Raw genomic sequence first — 17,741 nt, 5'->3', positions numbered from 1 at the left:
TTCGGTGCCTCAGCGCCGTCCGGGCAGCCAGCTGCCGCCGGCATCGGCCTGGCGCCGCCGCGCGCTGAGCGCGCCCCCTGCGATGGCGGCCGCCAGCGCGATGCCGCCTGCCAGCCACGACAGCACCGGCACGATCTCGGCCGCGGGCGGCTTGCGTTCGACCAGCTGCATGCCGTGCACCGGCTGTGGCTGGTTCGGGGCGGGCGCGGGCGGCGGCTCTGGCGTTGGTGCCGCGGGGGCAGGCTTTGGAGGCCTTGCCGCGGGCGCAGGACGTGGCGCCGCAGCGGGCGGCCGCATGCCATAGCCCGGCGCCTGCGTCTGCGCCGGCACCTGCTGCTTCAGGTACTGGTTGAAGGCGCGGTTGTTGCTGACGATGTCGTGGCGCTGCGCCAGGTCTTCGTAGCGCTGCGCCAGCGTCTTCAGCAGCCTGTCGTCGGCCTTCCAGTAGCCCTTGCGCGCGGCTTCGAGCATGCGTTCGATCACCTGGGCCTGGGCCTGCGGCGCGTTCTTCTCGAACCACTCGTTCAGGCCGAGCTTGTGCTTGTCGTTGACATAGACCTCGGCGAACTCGGTCCACTGGTCGTCACGCACGATCTCGGGCGAGACCGCGGTCCAGCCCCAGAAGTTGTTGACGGTGTCGAGAACGTTCAGCGCGCCGCTGTAGCCCTCGGCCTTCATGCCCTCGATCCAGCCCGGATGGAAGTAGCGCGTGCGCAGCTCGCTGGCGAGGAAGCTCGCGGCGGTCTCGGTGCGCGCGTTGCTGGCATCGCGCAGGTTCGAGATCAGCAACTCTGGCGCCTTGCCGGTCAGGTGCCGCACGGCGAGCCCGATGCCACCAAGGTACTGGAACGGGTCGTCGGTGGTCAGCATGCCGTACAGGTTGGAGCTGCGCGCCAGCAGCGCACCGTCGACGCCTTTCAGGTTCTCGGCATAGAGGTTGACCTGCGGCAGCGCCTCGCCCCAGTGCTGCTCATCGGGACCGTAGGCGTACTGCATGCGCGCGAGGTACAGCCTGGCCAGCCTGGCGTCGGCCTCGCGGCCGCTGCCAAACGTGTCGGTGGCCATCGCCGCATCGTTCAGGCCGGTGCCGTAGTTGCCCGATTCGCTGGCGAAGATGCGCGTCACCGCCAGCGCATCGAGGCTGTCGGCGGGAACGTTCAGCTTCGCCAGCCGTTCGCGCACCGCGCGGGTGTTCGCGGCGACGACGTTGTCCGCCTCCGGCTGCGCAGCGGCGAGCTTCACCGCCTCGGCCAGCCACTTCATCAGGTTAGGGAAGTGGTCGCGATAGAGTCCGGTCGCGGACAGCACCACGTCCACGCGCGGGCGTCCCAATTCAGCTGCGGGAATCGGTTCGACGCCAACCACGCGGCCACCGTCATCCCATTTCGGCCGCACGCCCAGAACCGCCATCGCCTGCGCTTCGAGCATGCCCTGGTGGCGCATGGTCTCCACGCTCCACAGCGAGAACGCCAGCTTGTCGGGATAGCGGCCATGGCGCTTGCGCCAGTCGGCGATCATCGCCTCGGCGGCGGCCTGGCCCGCTTTCCACGCTTCGCGGCTGGGCACCCTGGAGGGATCGAAGCCGTACAGGTTGCGGCCGGTCGGCAGCGTGTCGGGATTGCGCACCGGATCGCCGCCCGTTCCCGATTGCAGGTGGCGGCCGGCCAGCGCGGTCAGCAAGCCGGCATTTTCCGGCGATGCATCGAGGCTGGCATAGAGCTGCCGCGCACGCTGCATGTCTTCGCGCTGGCGCGCGTCGCCCAGTTCATCGAGCGATGCGCCTTCGGCCACGTAGCGCCGCACCATCGCATAAGGCGGCGTCTGCGCAAGTTGCGCGTAGTCGACCGCGAACAGCTCCTCGGGCTCCTCGGGGAAGACGCGCCTGAGCCAGTCCTTGCCGAGCATCGCCATGGTCGTATAAAGCCGCAGCCCGTCGTCCTGCGATTGCCCGAACGTGTGCAGGCCATAAGGCTGCAGCGCCCCGCCAAGTTCATGCAGGTGGATATGCAGCGCATCCAGGTAGCCAGTGAAGTCCGAGCGCGCACGCGCGGCGGTCCAGCCCATGTCCTCGTACAGGTGCATCGACGCGCTGCGCGACAGGATCTGCTGGCGGATGGTGTCCTTCACCGCGCCTTCGTCCTGCTGCAGGTACGCATGCAACTGATCGTGCAGCGATACCAGGTCGGTATGCAGGCCCGCCGGCCGGAACGGCGGCGTCTGGTGGCTTACGATTGCCGCGCGGCCGCGACGCTTGGCCTGGATCGCTTCACCAACGTCGTCGACGATGTACGGATAGATCACCGGCACGCTGCCCAGCACGAGGTAGGGCTGGTCGGTGACAGACAGCCCGCGCTCCTTGCCCGGCGTCCATTCCTGCGTGCCATGCGTGCCGTAGTGCACCAGCGCCTCTCGACCCCCATCTCCGGTACGCGCCCACAGGTAGGCCGCCATGTAGAAGTGGTTCAGCGGCGTGGTGGTGGAGTGGTACAGCGCCTTCTCGTCCGATTCATTGCGTTCGCCGCGCGGCGGCACCGGCATCAGCACCACGTTGCCGAGCTGGAGGCGCGGGATCACAAAGCCGGCCTCACCGTTGTGCGTGGTCGCCATCGCCGATTGCTCGGGGTTGCCCCAGCGCTGCGCCACCGCCGCACGGAACGCTGCCGGCTGCGCGTCGTACCAGCGGCGGTATTGCGCCATCGGCATCCACACCGCGAGGCCGGCATCGAGCAAAGGCTCCAGCTTGCCGCTGCGATAGAACGGTGCGAGCAATGCGCCGAGGTCGCGCTGCAAGCGCGCTTCGTCTGCGGCCTCGGTGGTATAGCCCGCGGCGCGCAGCGCGGCGAGCGTGCTGGCCAGGCTCCTGGGCAGGTTCAGGAACGACGCCGACAGGTTCTTCTCGCCGGCCGGGTAGTTGTAGTAGAGGATCGCCACGCGCTTGTCGGCGTTGGGCAGGTGGCGCAGCCGTGCCAGTGCCAACGCCTTGTCGGCCACCGTATCGAGCTGCGCGGGCAGGCTGACGATGGCGCCGTCGCCCCTGGCCGTGGCAGCGGCCAGGATGGGATCGATCACGCCGGCCAGTTCGGGCTGCACCAGGTAGAACGGCGTGTCGGTCAGGCTGATGCCGTGCGGGTCGTCCTGCCACGCCTGCGCATCTCCCCTGCGATAGGGCATGACCTGCGTCACTGGTACGTCGAGCTTCTCGAATTCGGCCTTGCGGCCGTGCGGGTTCAGCATGATCTGGCCGTTGATCAGCACATCGACCAGGCGCTTGCCGCCGGGCATCGCCATGCGCGTGATGCCGTCGGCATCCATCACCGGGCCGTAAAACGTGAGCACGCGCGCATGGCGTGCTTCGAGGCGACCAATCAGGTCGTCGATAAAGGCGCTGTCGAGACCGGACACATAGGCCTGGTGGATGGCAATGCCGATCACCGGACCGCTGCTGCCCGATGCGGCCAGCGCGTCCTGCGGCGACGTGGTGATCACGCCTGCCAGCTTCGGGTGGTAATAGGCGGCCTTGGGAAACACCACGGGTGCCGGAATGCCGTCGTCACCGCGCAGGCGGAACTGCTGTGCCGCGAGCGTGCGCATCATCGCGCCGAAGTTGCCGCGGCCGCCGTTGACGTAGTACGCATGCAGTTGCACCGCGAGCTTGTCGTCGACGCCGTGTGCTTCGTAGCGGTCGGTGGCGATCAGTACGCGCGGTACGCGCGCTTCGGTCCACAAAGGTCCGAGGCGTTGCAGCGTCGCGGTGACGATGTGGTCGCGCGGCGCATCGACGATCAGCAGGTCTGCGTTGTTGATGAACGGCGCGATGTCCTGCGCCGCCATGCGCTCCAGGTACTGCGCATCGAGCGTCATGCCCTGCGCCTGCGCCATCTCGCGCAGCGGGCCGAACTTGCCGGCCGGCACCGGCGAACTGGTCAGGATGGCGATGCGCGGCGTGGCAGCCTGCGCCGCGCCCATCCACACCAGCAGGCACAGCAGCGCCCAGAGGCAGCGACCGGTTATGTTTTGTGGGGACATGCGATACCTCCTTGAGCCGATGTGGCTCAGAACGACAGCTTCAGGCTGGCGGCGAAGGTACGGCCCGGCTGCGTGTAGAAGTCCACGCCGGGCTCGGTGGCCGATACGCCGGTCTGGCGCACGTCGCCCCACAGCCAGTACTTCTTGTCGAACAGGTTGTTCACCGACAGCGCCAGGCTGACGAAGCGGTTGAAGCGCCACCACGCCTGCAGGTCGACCACGCCGTAGCCGGCGGGCTTGAAGTAGGTGAACGACGTGTCATCGGTACGCGTGACCGGACGCGCGCCGCGCCAGCGGATTGCGGCACCCTGGCCCTGCACGCGCTCCCAGGTCAGCCCCGCGCTCGCGCGCAGCGGCGACACGCTGTTAAGCGGCTGGTCGGTCTGCTCATTGGTGCCGTGCGCATACGCGACCGCGCCGTCGATGCGCCATTGCGGCAGGAAGCGCCACACGCCGCGCCACTCGGCGCCGTAGATGCGCACGCTGGTCTGGTTGCGGTACTGGTAGGTCGCGCGCAGGCCGGGCAGGCAGGCGGGGTCGGACGGGCAGGTCAGCTGCACCTGTTCGATAAAGTCGCGATAGCGGTTATCGAACAGCGCCACGCTGGTCTGCACGTTGTCGCTGGTATAGCGCGCGCCGACCTCGAACGAGCGGCTCTTCTCCGGGTTCAGGTCCGCGTTAGGCGCGGCGCCGTAGCCCTGCACCGGATTGCGGAAGCTGCCGTTGACCTCCTGGTAGTTGGGCGCGCGGTAGCCAAACACATATTGCGCCCACAGGTTGACGTGGTCGGTCGCCTGCCACAGTGCCGACAGCTTGGGCGACACGTGCGAATCGCTCTTGCTGACCGCCGGGCGGCCGCCCGCACTGGTGTAGACCAGGTCGTCGCCATCCGGCGACAGCGAGTAGTGGTCGAAGCGCAGCCCCGGCGTCAGCGTGAAGCGGCCATCGAAGAAGCGCATCTCGTCCTGCGCGAACACGCCGGTCTGGCGCGTCTCGCCGGTGGGGAAGTCGTGCACCGGGAAGTTCTCGCCGGCGAGGGACTTGGTGGTGGTGCCAGTGGTCAGGTTGACCACCGTGGCATCGCGCGACTCGGACGTGCGCGTGCGCATGAAATCGACGCCGCCGATCAGCCGGTGCCCGACGCTGCCGGTGACGAAGGACTTGTCGCCCTGCACGTTGAAGCCGGTCTGCTCCTGCCTGAAGGCAAAGCCCAGCGCGACGTTGCACAGGCTGGTGCCGCGCGTGGTGGCGGAGCAGCCGGTGCTGGTGTTACTGCGCACCTGGTTGGTCAGCGTGGAGGTCTCCGATTCCTGGTAGTAGACCTGCGCGGCCAGGCGATCCAGCAGGCCGCTGGCAGGCTTCCACTCGTAGTCCAGGCTGACGCGGTCGCGGCTCAGGTCTTCATTGCCGCTGGCGGCGGTCACACGCGGCAGGGCTGTGGATAACCGCAGCAGGTCGGTGTCGGTATTGCCGTCGCGATGCTCGTAGGTGAACTTGAACTTGTGCTCGGGCGTGGCGCTGAGCAGGATCTTGCCCAGCCATGCCTGCGTGCGCACGTCCTGCGGATTGGGCCTGGTGCGGTTGACCGAGTTGGAGTCGTCGGTGCCCATGTTCTTCATTTCGTGCGCGTTGCGGTTCGCGACCATGAAGAGGCCCTGGATGGTGTCGCTGCCGCCGGCCACGCCCGCGGTCTGCCCGAAGCCATTGTCGATGCCGTTCCAGTTCAGCCCGACCTCGCCGCCGACCTTGCGGCCCTGCGTCAGGTCGACCGGGTCCTTGGTCGCATAGGCCACCACGCCGCCGATCGCATCCGAGCCATACAGGCTCGACGCCGGCCCGCGCAGCACTTCCACGCGCTTCAGGAACGAAAACTCCGGCGCATCGCGCGTCGAGCTGGAGATGTTCGACGGGCCGCCGCCATTGAAGAAGTCTGGCAGGCGCACGCCGTCGACCATCTGCAGCACGCGGTTGTCTTCGATGCCGCGGATATTGATGCTGCCCGCGCCAAAGCGGCGGCGGTCGCGCGGCACGTCGATATCGGGCTCGTCGGCGAACAGGCCAGTCTCGTCGACCGGCTGCGCGCGCTCGATCTGGCGCGCCTCGCGCGTGGTGATGGTGGAGGCGACCGCATCGGCACGCTCCTCGGTGCGCGTGGCGGTGACCACCACTTCATTGAGCGAGGCAAGCGCGGTGGTCTGGCTATCGCCCTCGGCGGCGAAGGCTGGCGAGCCCAGCGCCGCGCAGACGGCGGCAACAGGCGTGACCCGGACGGAGGCGCGCAGGCGCGCCAGGCAGCGACGTTTCATGGATTCTCCCCAGAAGAAATCGAACGCTGGCTGGCGGAAAACCGTGACAGGGTGGCTGGCTCGCGTAGAGGCGCTGCCCGTCCGGCGCATTGCCGCGGGTGACGCCGTTTTTAGTTAACGAGAATTATTATCATTTACAGCAGATAGGTAAATGACTTACATCAAAGGGCGTGGCGTGTATGCCACATGTATGCAATGTTCGACTGCTTGAACAACTCTACCGTGTCGTGCTAACTTTGTTTGCTAGCATGTTAGCGCAGCACTGACATGCTGCATGTACGCCATTGAGTTCACCCGGCAAGCTGCACAGACCCTGAAGGCCATGCCCAGAAACTTTGCCGCAACGATCGTCGCGAAGGTCAATGGCCTTGCCGTGGATCCTTACGCACCGAACCCGAACGCAAGAAAGCTTGCGGGACGAAACGGCTATCGGCTCCGGGTAGGGGATTGGCGAGTGTTGTACGAAATCGAGGACGGACGGCTGGTGATTCTCGTACTGGCCGTCATCCCACGTGGAGGCGCTTACAAATGACTGGAATCCAGTTTATTGAACGAGACGGCCGCCGCGAATATGCGGTGATCCCCATCGAGGTGTGGGAGCGCGTCAAATACCTGATTGAAGACGCGGGCGACGTCGCCCTGTTCGACGCCGCCAGGGCCAAGGACGACGGCTTCCGCGTGCCGGCCGCCGTGCTCGATGCCGAACTGGCCGGCGACCATCCGGTCAAGGCATGGCGCAACTATCGCCGGCTGACGCAGGACGCGCTTGCCCGGGCCGCGGGCCTGAGCAAGCCATATCTCAGCCAGATCGAAAACCGTTCGCGCGCCGGCAGCCCCGATGCGCTGCGCAGGCTGGCGCAAGCACTGGGCGTGCCCTGCGACATGCTGGGCGAAGCGAGCGAATAGCTGGTCTGGCCAGCCATCGCCCTCAGTGCTGCCGCACCGTCTCCCCAGGCACCTTCTCCGGCAGCTTGTTGCCTTCCGAGTCGATCTGCAGCGGCCCCGTGCCCGAGAACTTGTCCAGCGCCAGGTAGATCACCGGCGTGATGAACAGCGTGATCACCTGCGAGAACAGCAGGCCACCGACCACCGCCAGGCCCAGCGGCTGGCGCAGCTCGGCGCCGGCGCCGAGGCCCAGCGCCAGCGGCAGCGCCCCCATCACCGCGGCGAAGGTGGTCATCATGATCGGACGGAAGCGCAGCAGGCATGCCTGCCGGATTGCCTTGGCAGGAAGCATGCCTTGCTCGCGCTGCGCCGCCAGCGCGAAGTCGATCATCATGATCGCGTTCTTCTTGACGATGCCGATCAGCATCAGCACGCCGATCACCGCGATCAGCGACAGCTCGACATTGAAGATAAACAGCGTCAGCAAGGCCCCGACCGCCGCCGAGGGCAGGCCCGCCAGGATGGTCAGCGGGTGGATATAGCTTTCGTACAGCACGCCCAGCAGCGTGTAGATCACCGCGATGGCGGCCACCAGCAGCACGATCTGCGTGGCCTGCGATGACTGGAACACCGCCGCGTCGCCGCCCCAGCTGGTGAAGATCGACGTCGGCATCGCGATCTCCTGCTTGTAGCGGTCGATGCGCGCCGACGCGTCGCCCAGCGCCGCGCCCGGTGCCAGGTTGAACGACACCGTCACCGACGGCAGCTGCCCCTGGTGGTTGACCGCGATCGGGCCGACGCGGCGCTCGGTGGTGGCGAACGCCGACAGCGGCACCATCTGGCCGGTCTTGCTGCGCACGTAGAGCTTGGCGAACGCGGTCTCGTCGACGCGGTCGAGGTCGGCCGCCTGCAGGATCACGTAGTAGTTGTCGATCGGGGTGTAGATGGTCGACACCTGCCGTTCGCCGAACGCCGAATACAGCGCGGTGCGCACGTCCTGCATCTGCACGCCGAGCGCATTGGCCTTGTCGCGGTCGATCGACAGGTGCGCCTCCAGGCCCGACTGCTGCGAGTCGCTGGTGACGTCGCGGAACAGGCTGTCGGCGCGCATCCTGGCCATCAGCTTGTCGGAGTAATCCTGCAGCTGGCCGGCCTTCACGCTCTGCAGCGTGTACTGGTAGCGGCTCTTGCTCTGGCGCCCGCCGAGCTGCAGGTTCTGCACCGGCGCGAAATACACCGCCAGGCCGGGCACGCCGGCCACATCGCGGCGCAGGGACTCGATCACCTTGGGCATGGCATTACGCTCGCCGCGCGGCTTGAGCTCGACGAACATGCGGCCGGTGTTGATCGCCGGCGACGGGCCGCCGCCGATGGCCACCACGATGCTCTTGACCGCGGGGTTGGCGCGCATGCGCTCGGCCGCGTCGCGCAGGCGCTCGGCCATGGCGTCGAAGGAAATATCCTGCGGGCCTTCGGCGTTGACGCGGATCTGGCCGATGTCTTCCTCGGGGAAGAAGCCCTTGGGGATCGTGACGAACAGCACGGCGGTCAGCACGAAGGTCAGGCCGGCAATCGCCAGCACGGTGCGCCGGTGCGCCAGGCACCAGTCCAGCCCGCGCGCATAGCGGTGCAGCGTGAACTCGAACAGGTTCTCGAACCACTGCGTGGAGCGCATGCCCAGGGTCTGCTTCTGCGGCGCGGCAGGCTGCGCCACCGCATGGTCGCCATAGGCATGGTGCGACTCATCCACCGGCACGTTCTCGGCCGACAGGAAGCGCGCGCACAGCATCGGGATCAGCGTCAGCGACACCACCGCCGACACCAGGATCGACAGCGACACCACCGCGGCGAACTCATGGAAGAGCAGGCCGATCACGCCCGGCATGAAGAAGATCGGGATGAACACCGCCACCAGCGAGATCGAGATCGACAGGATGGTGAAGCCCATCTCGCGCGATCCCACCAGCGCTGCCTTCAGCGGCGGCACGCCTTCCTCGATATGGCGCACGATGTTCTCGAGCATCACGATGGCATCGTCCACCACCAGCCCCACCGCCAGCGTGATGGCCAGCAGCGAGACGTTATCCAGGCTGTAGCCGAACGCCTTCATCAGCGCCACCGTGCCGATCAGCGAGATCGGCAGCGACACGGTGGGGATCAGCGTGGCGGCGGCGCGGCGCAGGAACAGGAAGATCACCATCACCACCAGCGCCACCGTCAGCGCCAGCGTGAACTGCACGTCGTGGATCGACTCGCGGATCGAATTGGAGCGGTCGTTGACCACCGCCACATTGACCGAGCCCGGCATCTGCGCGATCAGGCGGGGCAGGGCGGCCTTGATCGCATCGACCACTGCCACGGTATTGGCATCGGGCTGGCGCAGCACGGCCAGCACGATCGAGCGTTCATTGTTGAGCCAGCTGCCGGTCTTGATGGTCTCGACGCTGTCCTCGACCTCGGCCACGTCGGACAGCCGCACCAGCGCGCCGTTGGGCTGGCTGGCGACGATGATGTTGCGGAAGGCGTCGGCGTTGGTCATCTGCCGGTTGGCCTGGATCGTCAGCGTCTGGCGTGCGCTGTCCAGCGTACCCACCGGGGTGTTGGCGTTGGCGCGGTTCAGCGCGGTGGCCAGCTCGTCCAGCGTCAGGCCGCGCGCGGCCAGCGCATCCGGGTGCGCGCGCACGCGCACCGCAAAGCGCTTCTGCCCGAAGATCTGCACCTGCGCCACGCCCGGCAGCGTCGCCAGCGTGGGCGAAATCAGGTTGTCACCGAAGGCATTCAGGTCCGCCAGGCTCATCGCCGGCGAGTTGATCGCCAGCAGCAGCACCGGCGCGTCGGCCGGGTTGACCTTGCGGTACGACGGCGGCGTCGTCATCTCGATCGGCAGCGAACGCTGGGCGCGGAACAGCGCCGCCTGCACGTCCACGGCCGCGTCGTCGATATCGCGGTCGCTGTTGAATTCGATGGTGATGCTGGAGTTGCCGAGCGTATTCGACGAACTGATCACCGACACGCCGGGGATGGTGGCGAACTGCTTTTCCAGCTGCGTCGCCACCGACGCCGCCATGGTTTCCGGGCTCGCGCCCGGCAGCGTCGCGGTGACCTGGATCACCGGCGAGTTGAAGCTGGGCAGCGCGGCGATCGGGATGGTCGGATACAGCACGATGCCCGTCACGATCACGGCCAGGCACAGCAGCACCGTCATCACCGGACGGCGGATGCAGAGTTCGGACAGCGTCATGGCTCAGTGCCCCGCGGCGGCGTTGGCGGCGGTGGCGGAACCGGCGGGCCGTGCGGCGGCCGCACCGGAGGCGGCGCCCGCCGGCGCCTCGCGCACCAGCGCGCCCGGGCGCAGGTTCTGCGTGCCTTCCACCACCACCCGGGCGCCGGGCTGCACGCCTTCCACCACGGCCGCGGCGGCAGTGGTGGTGATCACCTGCACCGGCACGCGCGCGACCTTGCTGTCGGGCTGCACCACATAGACGAAGCGGCCTTCGGGGCCGGTCACCACCGCCTGCGGCGGCACCGACAGCGCCCCCTTGAGCGTCTGCACCACGGCGTTGACGTTGGCGTAGGTGCCCGGCCACAGCCGCTGCTCGTCGTTGTCGAACTGGGCCTTGACGCGGATGGTGCCGTACTGCGGGTCGACCGTGTTGTCCACAAAGGTGATCTTGCCGGTCACCGGGGTCTTGCTGCCATCGTTGGGCTGGGCGGTGACCTGCACCGGGCCGGCCTGCAGCGCCTCGCGCAGCGCCGCCAGCTGGCGCTCGGGCAGGCTGAAGGTCACGGCGATCGGCTGCACCTGCGCGATGGTGACCATCGGCACGGCGCCGGTGGGCAGCACCAGCGAGCCGGGGAAGGCGTTGATCACGCCGGTGCGGCCGCTGATGGTGGCGCGGATCGAGCCATAGCTGATCGCGACACGGCTGGCCTCGATAGTGGCCTGGTCGGCGCGCACGGTGGCCTCGAAGCCATCGGCCTTGGCCTGGGCGGTATCGACCGCGCTCTTGGAAATGAAGTTGCGCTCGAGCAGTTCCTTGCTGCGCGCCAGCGTGCGGCGGGCGTCGGCAAGATCGGCCTGGTCCTTCAGCAGTTGCGCCTGGGCCTTGGCCAGGTTGGCTTCGTCCATGCGCGTGTCGAGCGAGAACAGCAGCTCGCCCGGCTTGACCGTCTGGCCTTCCTTGATATGGACCGTGCGCACCGTGCTCGACACCTGCGGCCGCACCTCGACCGTGGATAACGCGGTGACGTTGCCGTTGGCCGTGACCTGCAGCGGCACGTCGCCCTGCTGCACCAGCGCGGTGGTCACCACCACCGCGGCGGGCGGCTTGGGCGCCGGCTTGGGCGCCAGCCACGTGCGCCAGGCAAACCAGCCCAGCCCGGCCAGCACCAGCACGGCCGTGACCAATACCCACGGCGATACCCGGCCGCGCCCGGTTCCGGCCGCCGCACTCCAGTTGCTGTCGACGAAGCCCTTGGGCTGGTCGATCCTGTCAGTTTTCATGTTCTGTGGACCCTCTGCACCGCGTCTTTTGCGCCACTCCCCGTGATCCGCGCCGGCTTGTTGTGATCGAATGTCGCCGGCGCGTGTCGCGCAAAGACTCTACTAGTACCGCGCTTCGCCCGCCGGAGCCAGCGTCGCGTATTACAGTCCGTTACAGGGGTGCAATGCGGTGTGGGGACGGGCGGGCGCCGGCAAGCGCCCTCCGGACCACGGAGAAAACCGGATATGAGATTGGCGGGGCGCTTGTATCGTTAGACAAACATTATCAGAAAAGCTGCCGCCGGCTGTCGCGACGCCACTGATTGACGCTGTCGATCGACAGTTCGCGTGGCCCTGGCTGCACAATGACGGCGTCGCCGGCGCGGACCTGGCCGGTCACCAGCACGCTCAGGTAGACGCCCGAATACCCGCTCTGCACCATGTCCCGCACCGCATGGCGGTAGCCGAGCGCGGCATTGAACTTGTAGCAGGGCCGGCGCGGCGCCTCCACCCGCAGCAGCGCCGTCCCGACGCGCACCAGGTCGCCGATCCACAGGTCGGACTCCAGCAGGCCTTCCAGGCTCAGGTTCTCGCCCAGCGCGCCGAACGGCAGCGGCTGCCCCGACTCGGGCTGCCCGCAGGCACGCCGCCGCGCATTCCACCAGGGGTAGTGCTCGGACGGGTAGGCATAGACCGCCTTGTCACGGCCGCCATGGACGGTCAGGTCGGCCTGCTCGTCGCCGGTTAGGCCCAGCGCGCGGACCTGCACGGAGAGCGGGTGCAGCAGGGTGCTGACGGGATGCTTGCGGATGCCGGACAGGACCACCGCCTCGGTGCCGGCGCCGGCCACGACCAGCGGGATCGCCTTGCCAAGGCTCACGGCCAGCACGCGTGCATTGCCTTGCCAGCGTCTGGAATCGCTCACATGCGCCCCCGCTCGGTGGTTGTGGAAAGAGATGTGGATAAGCTGCGGATATCCCTGAGGATAAAGGGGCGGATAACGCTGTGGACAAGTGCTTGGTGCGGTGCCTCACAAGACGCCGTTGGCGGCGCAAGGCGGGGCGCGCGCCCGGGGACATGATGCCCCGGGGCGGGGCTTCAGCCGGCGTTGGGCGCCTGCTGCGGGGCTTGCGGGCGCTGCCACTGGCAGCCCAGCGAGCGGGCGCGCTGAGACACCACCAGCGCCGCCAGCATCAGCGCCGCGGCACCCCAGTGCAGCGAATCGACCCCGGCCAGGGTATAGATGCCGGCGCCGGCCATCGCGCCCGCGGCCTGCCCCAGGTAGATCGACGAAGAGTTCAGCGAGATCGAGGCCGAGGCACGCTCCGGCGCCAGCAGCACCAGCCGCGCCTGCTGCGCGCTGTTGGTGGCAAACCCGCCGAGCCCCCACAGCATGAACAGCAGCACCAGCGCCACGCCGCCCAGCCCCGCCAGCGGCCACAGCACCATGGCGGTCACCGAGCTCAGCAGGGCGACCTGCACGATCCGGCTGGGCGTGACGCGGTCCATGCGCGACGCGGCCAGCGCATTGCCGAACACGCCGCAGGCGCCGTAGGCCAGGAACATCAGGCTGAGCGCGCCGCCGCTGATGCCATAGACATCGCGCATCAGCGGCGCGACATAGGTAAACATGGTGAACATGCCGGCCGACGACACCATGGTGGTCAGCACCACCAGCATGATCGGCTTGTGGCGCAGCACCGCGGCCCAGGCCTCGCGCCCGACCGGCTCCACGTACAGCCCGCGCGGCAGCGCCCGCCATACCGCGGCCGACACCAGCAGCGCCAGCCCTCCCACCAGCCCCATGCTGACGCGCCAGCCCAGCGTGGTCGAGATCCACGTGCCCAGCGGCACGCCCACCACGCTGGCGACGCTCCAGCCCAGGAAGACGAAGCTGATGGCACGGCCGCGCGTCTGCGCGTTGACCAGCAGCGGCAGCGTCGCCGCAGTCTGCGGCGTGTAGATGGCGGCGCCGATCGCGGTCAGGAAGCGGATGGCCATCAGCGCCGCGAAGCTGGGCGCAAAGGCGGCCGCCAGGTGCATCACGGCATAGACCAGCAGCGATCCCGCCAGCAGCAGGCGGCGGTCGATGCGCGAACCCAGCGTGGCGAACAGCGGCGCGCCCACGCAGGTGGCCAGGGCAAATACCGAAATCAGCTGCCCGGCACTGGCGGCGCCCAGCCCGAAATCGCCGGCAATGTCGTTCAACATGCCGGTCACGATCATCGCGCCGGTGCCGATGACGAAGTTGCCGACGCAGAGCGTCACAAGCCTGGGATCCATGCCGGCCTTGGGAAGAGGGGTGCGCGCGGGCGCTTGTTGTTCTCGGGCTGCCGCCAGGGCCGTTGCGGCCGGCGGTTAGGGAAGTCCCGAGTGTAGCGGGATTGGGGGATTCGCGTTGACGACGCAATCGCGCCAGTCAACACCTTGCGAACTGGACACCTCTTCTCCCGCGCGCGGGAGAGCGCGGGAAAACGCGGGAAAACGCGGGAGAAGGGTGCAAACCGGCAGGAACTGAAACGCCTCAGCGCGACAGCGCCGGCGTCAACGCCTTGGGATTGACGATGCAGTCGTGATTGCCGCCCAGCACATCCAGGATGTTCTGGAACGCCGTGCGGAAGTACAGCTCATAGCTGTCGCGCTCGACATAGCCCAGGTGCGGCGTGCAGATGCAGTTTTCCATGCGCAGCAGCGCGTGCCCCTGCAGGATCGGCTCGGATTCGAACACGTCGACCGCCGCCATGCCGGGCCGGCCGCGGTTGAGCGCGGTGACCAGCGCGTTCTCTTCCAGCAGCTCGGCGCGGCTGGTGTTGACGAACAGGGCGGTGGGCTTCATGCGCGTCAGGTCGGTCAGCTTGACGATGCCGCGGGTGTCGTCGTTCAGGCGCAGGTGCAGCGACAAAACGTCGCTGTCGGCAAAAAACTGGTCCTTCGAGGTCGCGACGTCCAGCCCGTCGGCACGCGCCGCGTCCAGTGACGCCTCGCGGCCCCACACCATCACCCGCATGCCGAAGGCCTTGCCATAACCGGCCAGCAGACGGCCGATCTTGCCGTAGCCCCAGATGCCGAGCGTCTGGCCGCGCAGCACCTGGCCCAGACCGAAGTTGGGCGGCATGGTGGTCGATTTCAGCCCCGATTGCTGCCACGCGCCGTGCTTGAGGCTGGCCACGTACTGCGGAATGCGTCGCTGCGCCGCCATGATCAGCGCCCAGGTCAGCTCGGCCGGAGCCACCGGCGAACCGACGCCTTCCAGCACGGCCACGCCGCGGTCAGTGGCGCCATCCAGGTCGATATGGCTGCCGGGGCCGGCGCCGACCTTGCCCGTCTGGCTGATCAGCTTCAGTTTGGGCAGTTTTTCCAGCAGTTGCCGGGTGATGCGGGTGCGTTCGCGGATGAGCACCACGGCTTCCACGTCCGACAGGCGCGCGGCCAGCTGGCCCACGCCCTTGACGGTGTTGTTGAACACCTTGACGTCGTGTCCCTCCAGCAGGCTGAAGCACGGCAGCTTGCGCACGGCGTCCTGGTAATCGTCGAGTACGGCAATCTTCATCGGCAACTCTGGTTTGTCTTCCGGCGCTTGTGCCGGTTGGTGCGCGCGGCAACCGAGCCGCGCGCCGGCCAACAGTATTGTGGATAACCCAGCGTCGGGCCAGCATGTCCGACCGCCGCGAGGTGGAATAACTCTTGCGAAACAATGGTGTCAATTGTTGCGCAGCAAAAAACAGGGGGGTGCGCCAGTGGTATCCTTGCCCGCTCCGGTGCCGCCGTGGATTGTCGGTCGAGCCATGCTCCCGGCAAGCGGACGCCGCCGGACAAAGCCCGCCCGGCGCGCGCAGCTACCCCTGCGCGGGCGAAGCGCAACTTTAGCGCAGCCGCAGGGACCGCCGCGACCTTTTGCACAACACGGGCCGCCGCGGAGTTGTAACGGGATGTGACGATCGGGACATGACGACCCCATGGCGCGATGCCGCGATTCCGTCCACCGCGCGAGCTGCGGAAAAACCGCCCGCCGGCCAGGCTTTGCAAGGTTTCCCTTCCCTTCTTCCCTTATAAACCTGGAGTTGCAGCATGAACCACCCCACAATGCAAGGCACGGCGCCAGTGAATGCCCCGGCCTGGGTCAAGCACCCCAAGCTGGTGGCCTGGGTCGCCGGAATCGCCGCGCTGACCAAGCCCGACAATATCTACTGGTGCGACGGTTCGCAGGAAGAATACGACCGCCTGTGCGAGCAGATGGTCGCCGCCGGCACAATGAAGCGGCTGAACCCGGCCAAGCGCAAGAACTCCTTCCTGGCGCTGTCCGATCCGTCGGACGTGGCCCGTGTTGAAGACCGCACCTTTATCTGCTCCGACAAGCAGGAAGACGCCGGCCCCACCAACAACTGGACCGCCCCGGCCGAGATGCGCCAGACGCTGAACGGCCTGTTCGACGGCTGCATGCGCGGCCGCACGCTGTACGTGGTGCCGTTCTCGATGGGCCCGCTGGGCTCGCCGATCGCGCATATCGGCGTGGAACTGTCCGATTCGCCATACGTTGCGGTCAACATGCGCATCATGACGCGCATGGGCAAGGCTGTGTATGACGTGCTGGGCACCAACGGCGAGTTCGTGCCGTGCGTGCACACCGTCGGCAAGCCGCTCGACGCCGGCGAGAAGGACGTGCCGTGGCCGTGCAATCCGACCAAGTACATCGTCCATTTCCCGGAAACGCGTGAGATCTGGTCGTTTGGCTCGGGCTACGGCGGCAATGCGCTGCTCGGCAAGAAGTGCTTCGCACTGCGTATCGCATCGACCATGGGCCGCGACGAAGGCTGGCTGGCCGAGCACATGCTGATCCTGGGCGTGACCTCGCCGGCCGGCAAGAAGTACCACGTTGCCGCCGCGTTCCCGTCGGCCTGCGGCAAGACCAACTTCGCCATGCTGATCCCACCCAAGGGCTTCGAGGGCTGGCAGGTCACCACCATCGGTGACGACATTGCCTGGATCAAGCCGGGCAAGGATGGCCGCCTGTACGCGATCAACCCGGAAGCCGGCTACTTCGGCGTGGCCCCGGGCACCAGCGAGAAGACCAACTACAACGCCATGGCGACGCTGAAGGAAAACGTCATCTTCACCAACGTGGCGCTGACCGACGACGGCGACGTGTGGTGGGAGGGCATGACCAGGGAAGCGCCGGCGCACCTGGTCGACTGGCAGGGCAAGGACTGGACTCCGGAGATCGCCAGGGCTACCGGTGCCAAGGCGGCGCACCCGAATGCGCGCTTCACGGCGCCGGCGTCGCAGTGCCCGTCGATCGACGAGAACTGGGACAACCCGGCTGGCGTACCCATTGATGCGTTCATCTTCGGCGGTCGCCGCTCGACCACCGTGCCGCTGGTGACCGAGGCGCGCAACTGGACCGAGGGCGTGTACATGGCTGCCACCATGGGCTCGGAAACCACCGCCGCGGCCGCCGGCCAGCAAGGCGTGGTGCGCCGCGACCCGTTCGCCATGCTGCCGTTCTGCGGCTACAACATGAGCGACTACTTTGGCCACTGGCTGGAACTGGGCAAGAAGCTGGAGGCCTCGGGCGCGAAACTGCCGAAGATCTATTGCGTCAACTGGTTCCGCAAGGACGCCGACGGCAGCTTCGTGTGGCCGGGCTTCGGCGAGAACATGCGCGTGCTGTCGTGGATGATCGACCGTGTCGAAGGCAAGGGGCAGGGCGCCGAGCACGTGTTCGGCACCACGCCGCGCTACGCGGACCTCAACTGGAACGGCGTCGAGTTCTCGCCGGCGCAGTTCGAGCAGGTGACCTCGATCGACCGTGATGCCTGGATCAAGGAGCTGGCGCTGCATGATGAGCTGTTCACGCAGCTGAAGCACAACCTGCCGCAGGCGCTGGCGGAAACTCGCGCGGCGCTGGGTAAGCGGCTTGAGGGGTGATTTTGGCTTCTAGCGGTGCACTGCTATTGGATAATAGTTGGTGTTATTGCTTTTAATTTAAAAAGCTCGCCTCTTGATTGAGGCGGGCTTTTTTTATTGAACGATAAATATCAAAA

Annotated in this window: 10 protein-coding genes; 3 read left to right on the top strand and 7 right to left on the bottom strand. The window is 67.3% G+C overall.

Annotated features, from left to right (window positions below; genetic code table 11):
- Nucleotides 1-9: 9 nt before the first annotated feature.
- Nucleotides 10-4,026, bottom strand: a complete 4,017-nt coding sequence (gene cobN, locus LPA45_RS17660; RefSeq protein WP_367394696.1) for a cobaltochelatase subunit CobN — start codon at nt 4,024-4,026, stop codon at nt 10-12.
- A 26-nt stretch (nt 4,027-4,052) separates the two neighbouring features.
- The gene (locus LPA45_RS17655; protein WP_367394695.1) at nt 4,053-6,332 is read right to left on the bottom strand and encodes a TonB-dependent hemoglobin/transferrin/lactoferrin family receptor; all 2,280 of its coding nucleotides are present in this window, start codon (nt 6,330-6,332) and stop codon (nt 4,053-4,055) included.
- Nucleotides 6,333-6,606: 274 nt separating this feature from the next.
- On the opposite strand from LPA45_RS17655, the gene LPA45_RS17650 reads away from it, so the two are divergent.
- The gene (locus LPA45_RS17650) at nt 6,607-6,864 is read left to right on the top strand and encodes a type II toxin-antitoxin system RelE/ParE family toxin (protein WP_367394694.1); all 258 of its coding nucleotides are present in this window, start codon (nt 6,607-6,609) and stop codon (nt 6,862-6,864) included.
- On the top strand, nt 6,861-7,238 hold the full coding sequence (locus tag LPA45_RS17645; RefSeq protein ID WP_367394693.1) for a helix-turn-helix domain-containing protein: 378 nt from the start codon (nt 6,861-6,863) through the stop codon (nt 7,236-7,238). Before LPA45_RS17650 ends, LPA45_RS17645 begins: the two co-directional genes overlap by 4 nt.
- A 22-nt stretch (nt 7,239-7,260) precedes the next feature.
- Here the strand turns inward: LPA45_RS17645 and LPA45_RS17640 are convergent, their stop codons facing one another.
- The 5 genes from LPA45_RS17640 to LPA45_RS17620 form a co-directional block, all read right to left on the bottom strand.
- Nucleotides 7,261-10,458: an efflux RND transporter permease subunit gene (locus LPA45_RS17640; protein ID WP_367394692.1), complete on the bottom strand. Its 3,198-nt coding sequence runs from the start codon at nt 10,456-10,458 to the stop codon at nt 7,261-7,263.
- 3 nt (nt 10,459-10,461) lie between these two features.
- A complete protein-coding gene (locus LPA45_RS17635; protein WP_116320076.1) occupies nt 10,462-11,721 on the bottom strand; it encodes an efflux RND transporter periplasmic adaptor subunit in 1,260 nt (419 codons plus the stop codon).
- Nucleotides 11,722-11,986: 265 nt separating this feature from the next.
- Entirely contained in the window at nt 11,987-12,625 is a 639-nt protein-coding gene (locus LPA45_RS17630) for an MOSC domain-containing protein (protein ID WP_317922974.1), read from the bottom strand.
- A 173-nt stretch (nt 12,626-12,798) separates the two neighbouring features.
- Nucleotides 12,799-13,983: an MFS transporter gene (locus tag LPA45_RS17625; RefSeq protein ID WP_116320074.1), complete on the bottom strand. Its 1,185-nt coding sequence runs from the start codon at nt 13,981-13,983 to the stop codon at nt 12,799-12,801.
- 241 nt (nt 13,984-14,224) lie between these two features.
- A complete protein-coding gene (locus LPA45_RS17620; protein ID WP_116320073.1) occupies nt 14,225-15,250 on the bottom strand; it encodes a D-2-hydroxyacid dehydrogenase family protein in 1,026 nt (341 codons plus the stop codon).
- 518 nt (nt 15,251-15,768) lie between these two features.
- Between LPA45_RS17620 and LPA45_RS17615 the strand changes: the two genes are divergently transcribed.
- Entirely contained in the window at nt 15,769-17,625 is a 1,857-nt protein-coding gene (locus tag LPA45_RS17615) for a phosphoenolpyruvate carboxykinase (GTP) (RefSeq protein WP_367394691.1), read from the top strand.
- Nucleotides 17,626-17,741: the final 116 nt, after the last annotated feature.

It is taken from the genome of Cupriavidus sp. Agwp_2 (assembly GCF_040784895.1).
In the GTDB taxonomy this organism is placed as follows: Bacteria; Pseudomonadota; Gammaproteobacteria; order Burkholderiales; family Burkholderiaceae; genus Cupriavidus.
The sequence above is the reverse complement of the archived record's forward strand: the minus strand, read 5'-3'. Positions and strand labels throughout refer to the sequence as shown.

Coding starts and splice junctions, on each gene's coding strand:
- cobN (WP_367394696.1), bottom strand. CDS start 4,026: ATGTCCCCACAAAACATAACCGGTCGCTGCCTCTGGGCGCTGCTGTGC.
- LPA45_RS17655 (WP_367394695.1), bottom strand. CDS start 6,332: ATGAAACGTCGCTGCCTGGCGCGCCTGCGCGCCTCCGTCCGGGTCACG.
- LPA45_RS17650 (WP_367394694.1), top strand. CDS start 6,607: ATGTACGCCATTGAGTTCACCCGGCAAGCTGCACAGACCCTGAAGGCC.
- LPA45_RS17645 (WP_367394693.1), top strand. CDS start 6,861: ATGACTGGAATCCAGTTTATTGAACGAGACGGCCGCCGCGAATATGCG.
- LPA45_RS17640 (WP_367394692.1), bottom strand. CDS start 10,458: ATGACGCTGTCCGAACTCTGCATCCGCCGTCCGGTGATGACGGTGCTG.
- LPA45_RS17635 (WP_116320076.1), bottom strand. CDS start 11,721: ATGAAAACTGACAGGATCGACCAGCCCAAGGGCTTCGTCGACAGCAAC.
- LPA45_RS17625 (WP_116320074.1), bottom strand. CDS start 13,983: ATGGATCCCAGGCTTGTGACGCTCTGCGTCGGCAACTTCGTCATCGGC.
- LPA45_RS17620 (WP_116320073.1), bottom strand. CDS start 15,250: ATGAAGATTGCCGTACTCGACGATTACCAGGACGCCGTGCGCAAGCTG.
- LPA45_RS17615 (WP_367394691.1), top strand. CDS start 15,769: ATGAACCACCCCACAATGCAAGGCACGGCGCCAGTGAATGCCCCGGCC.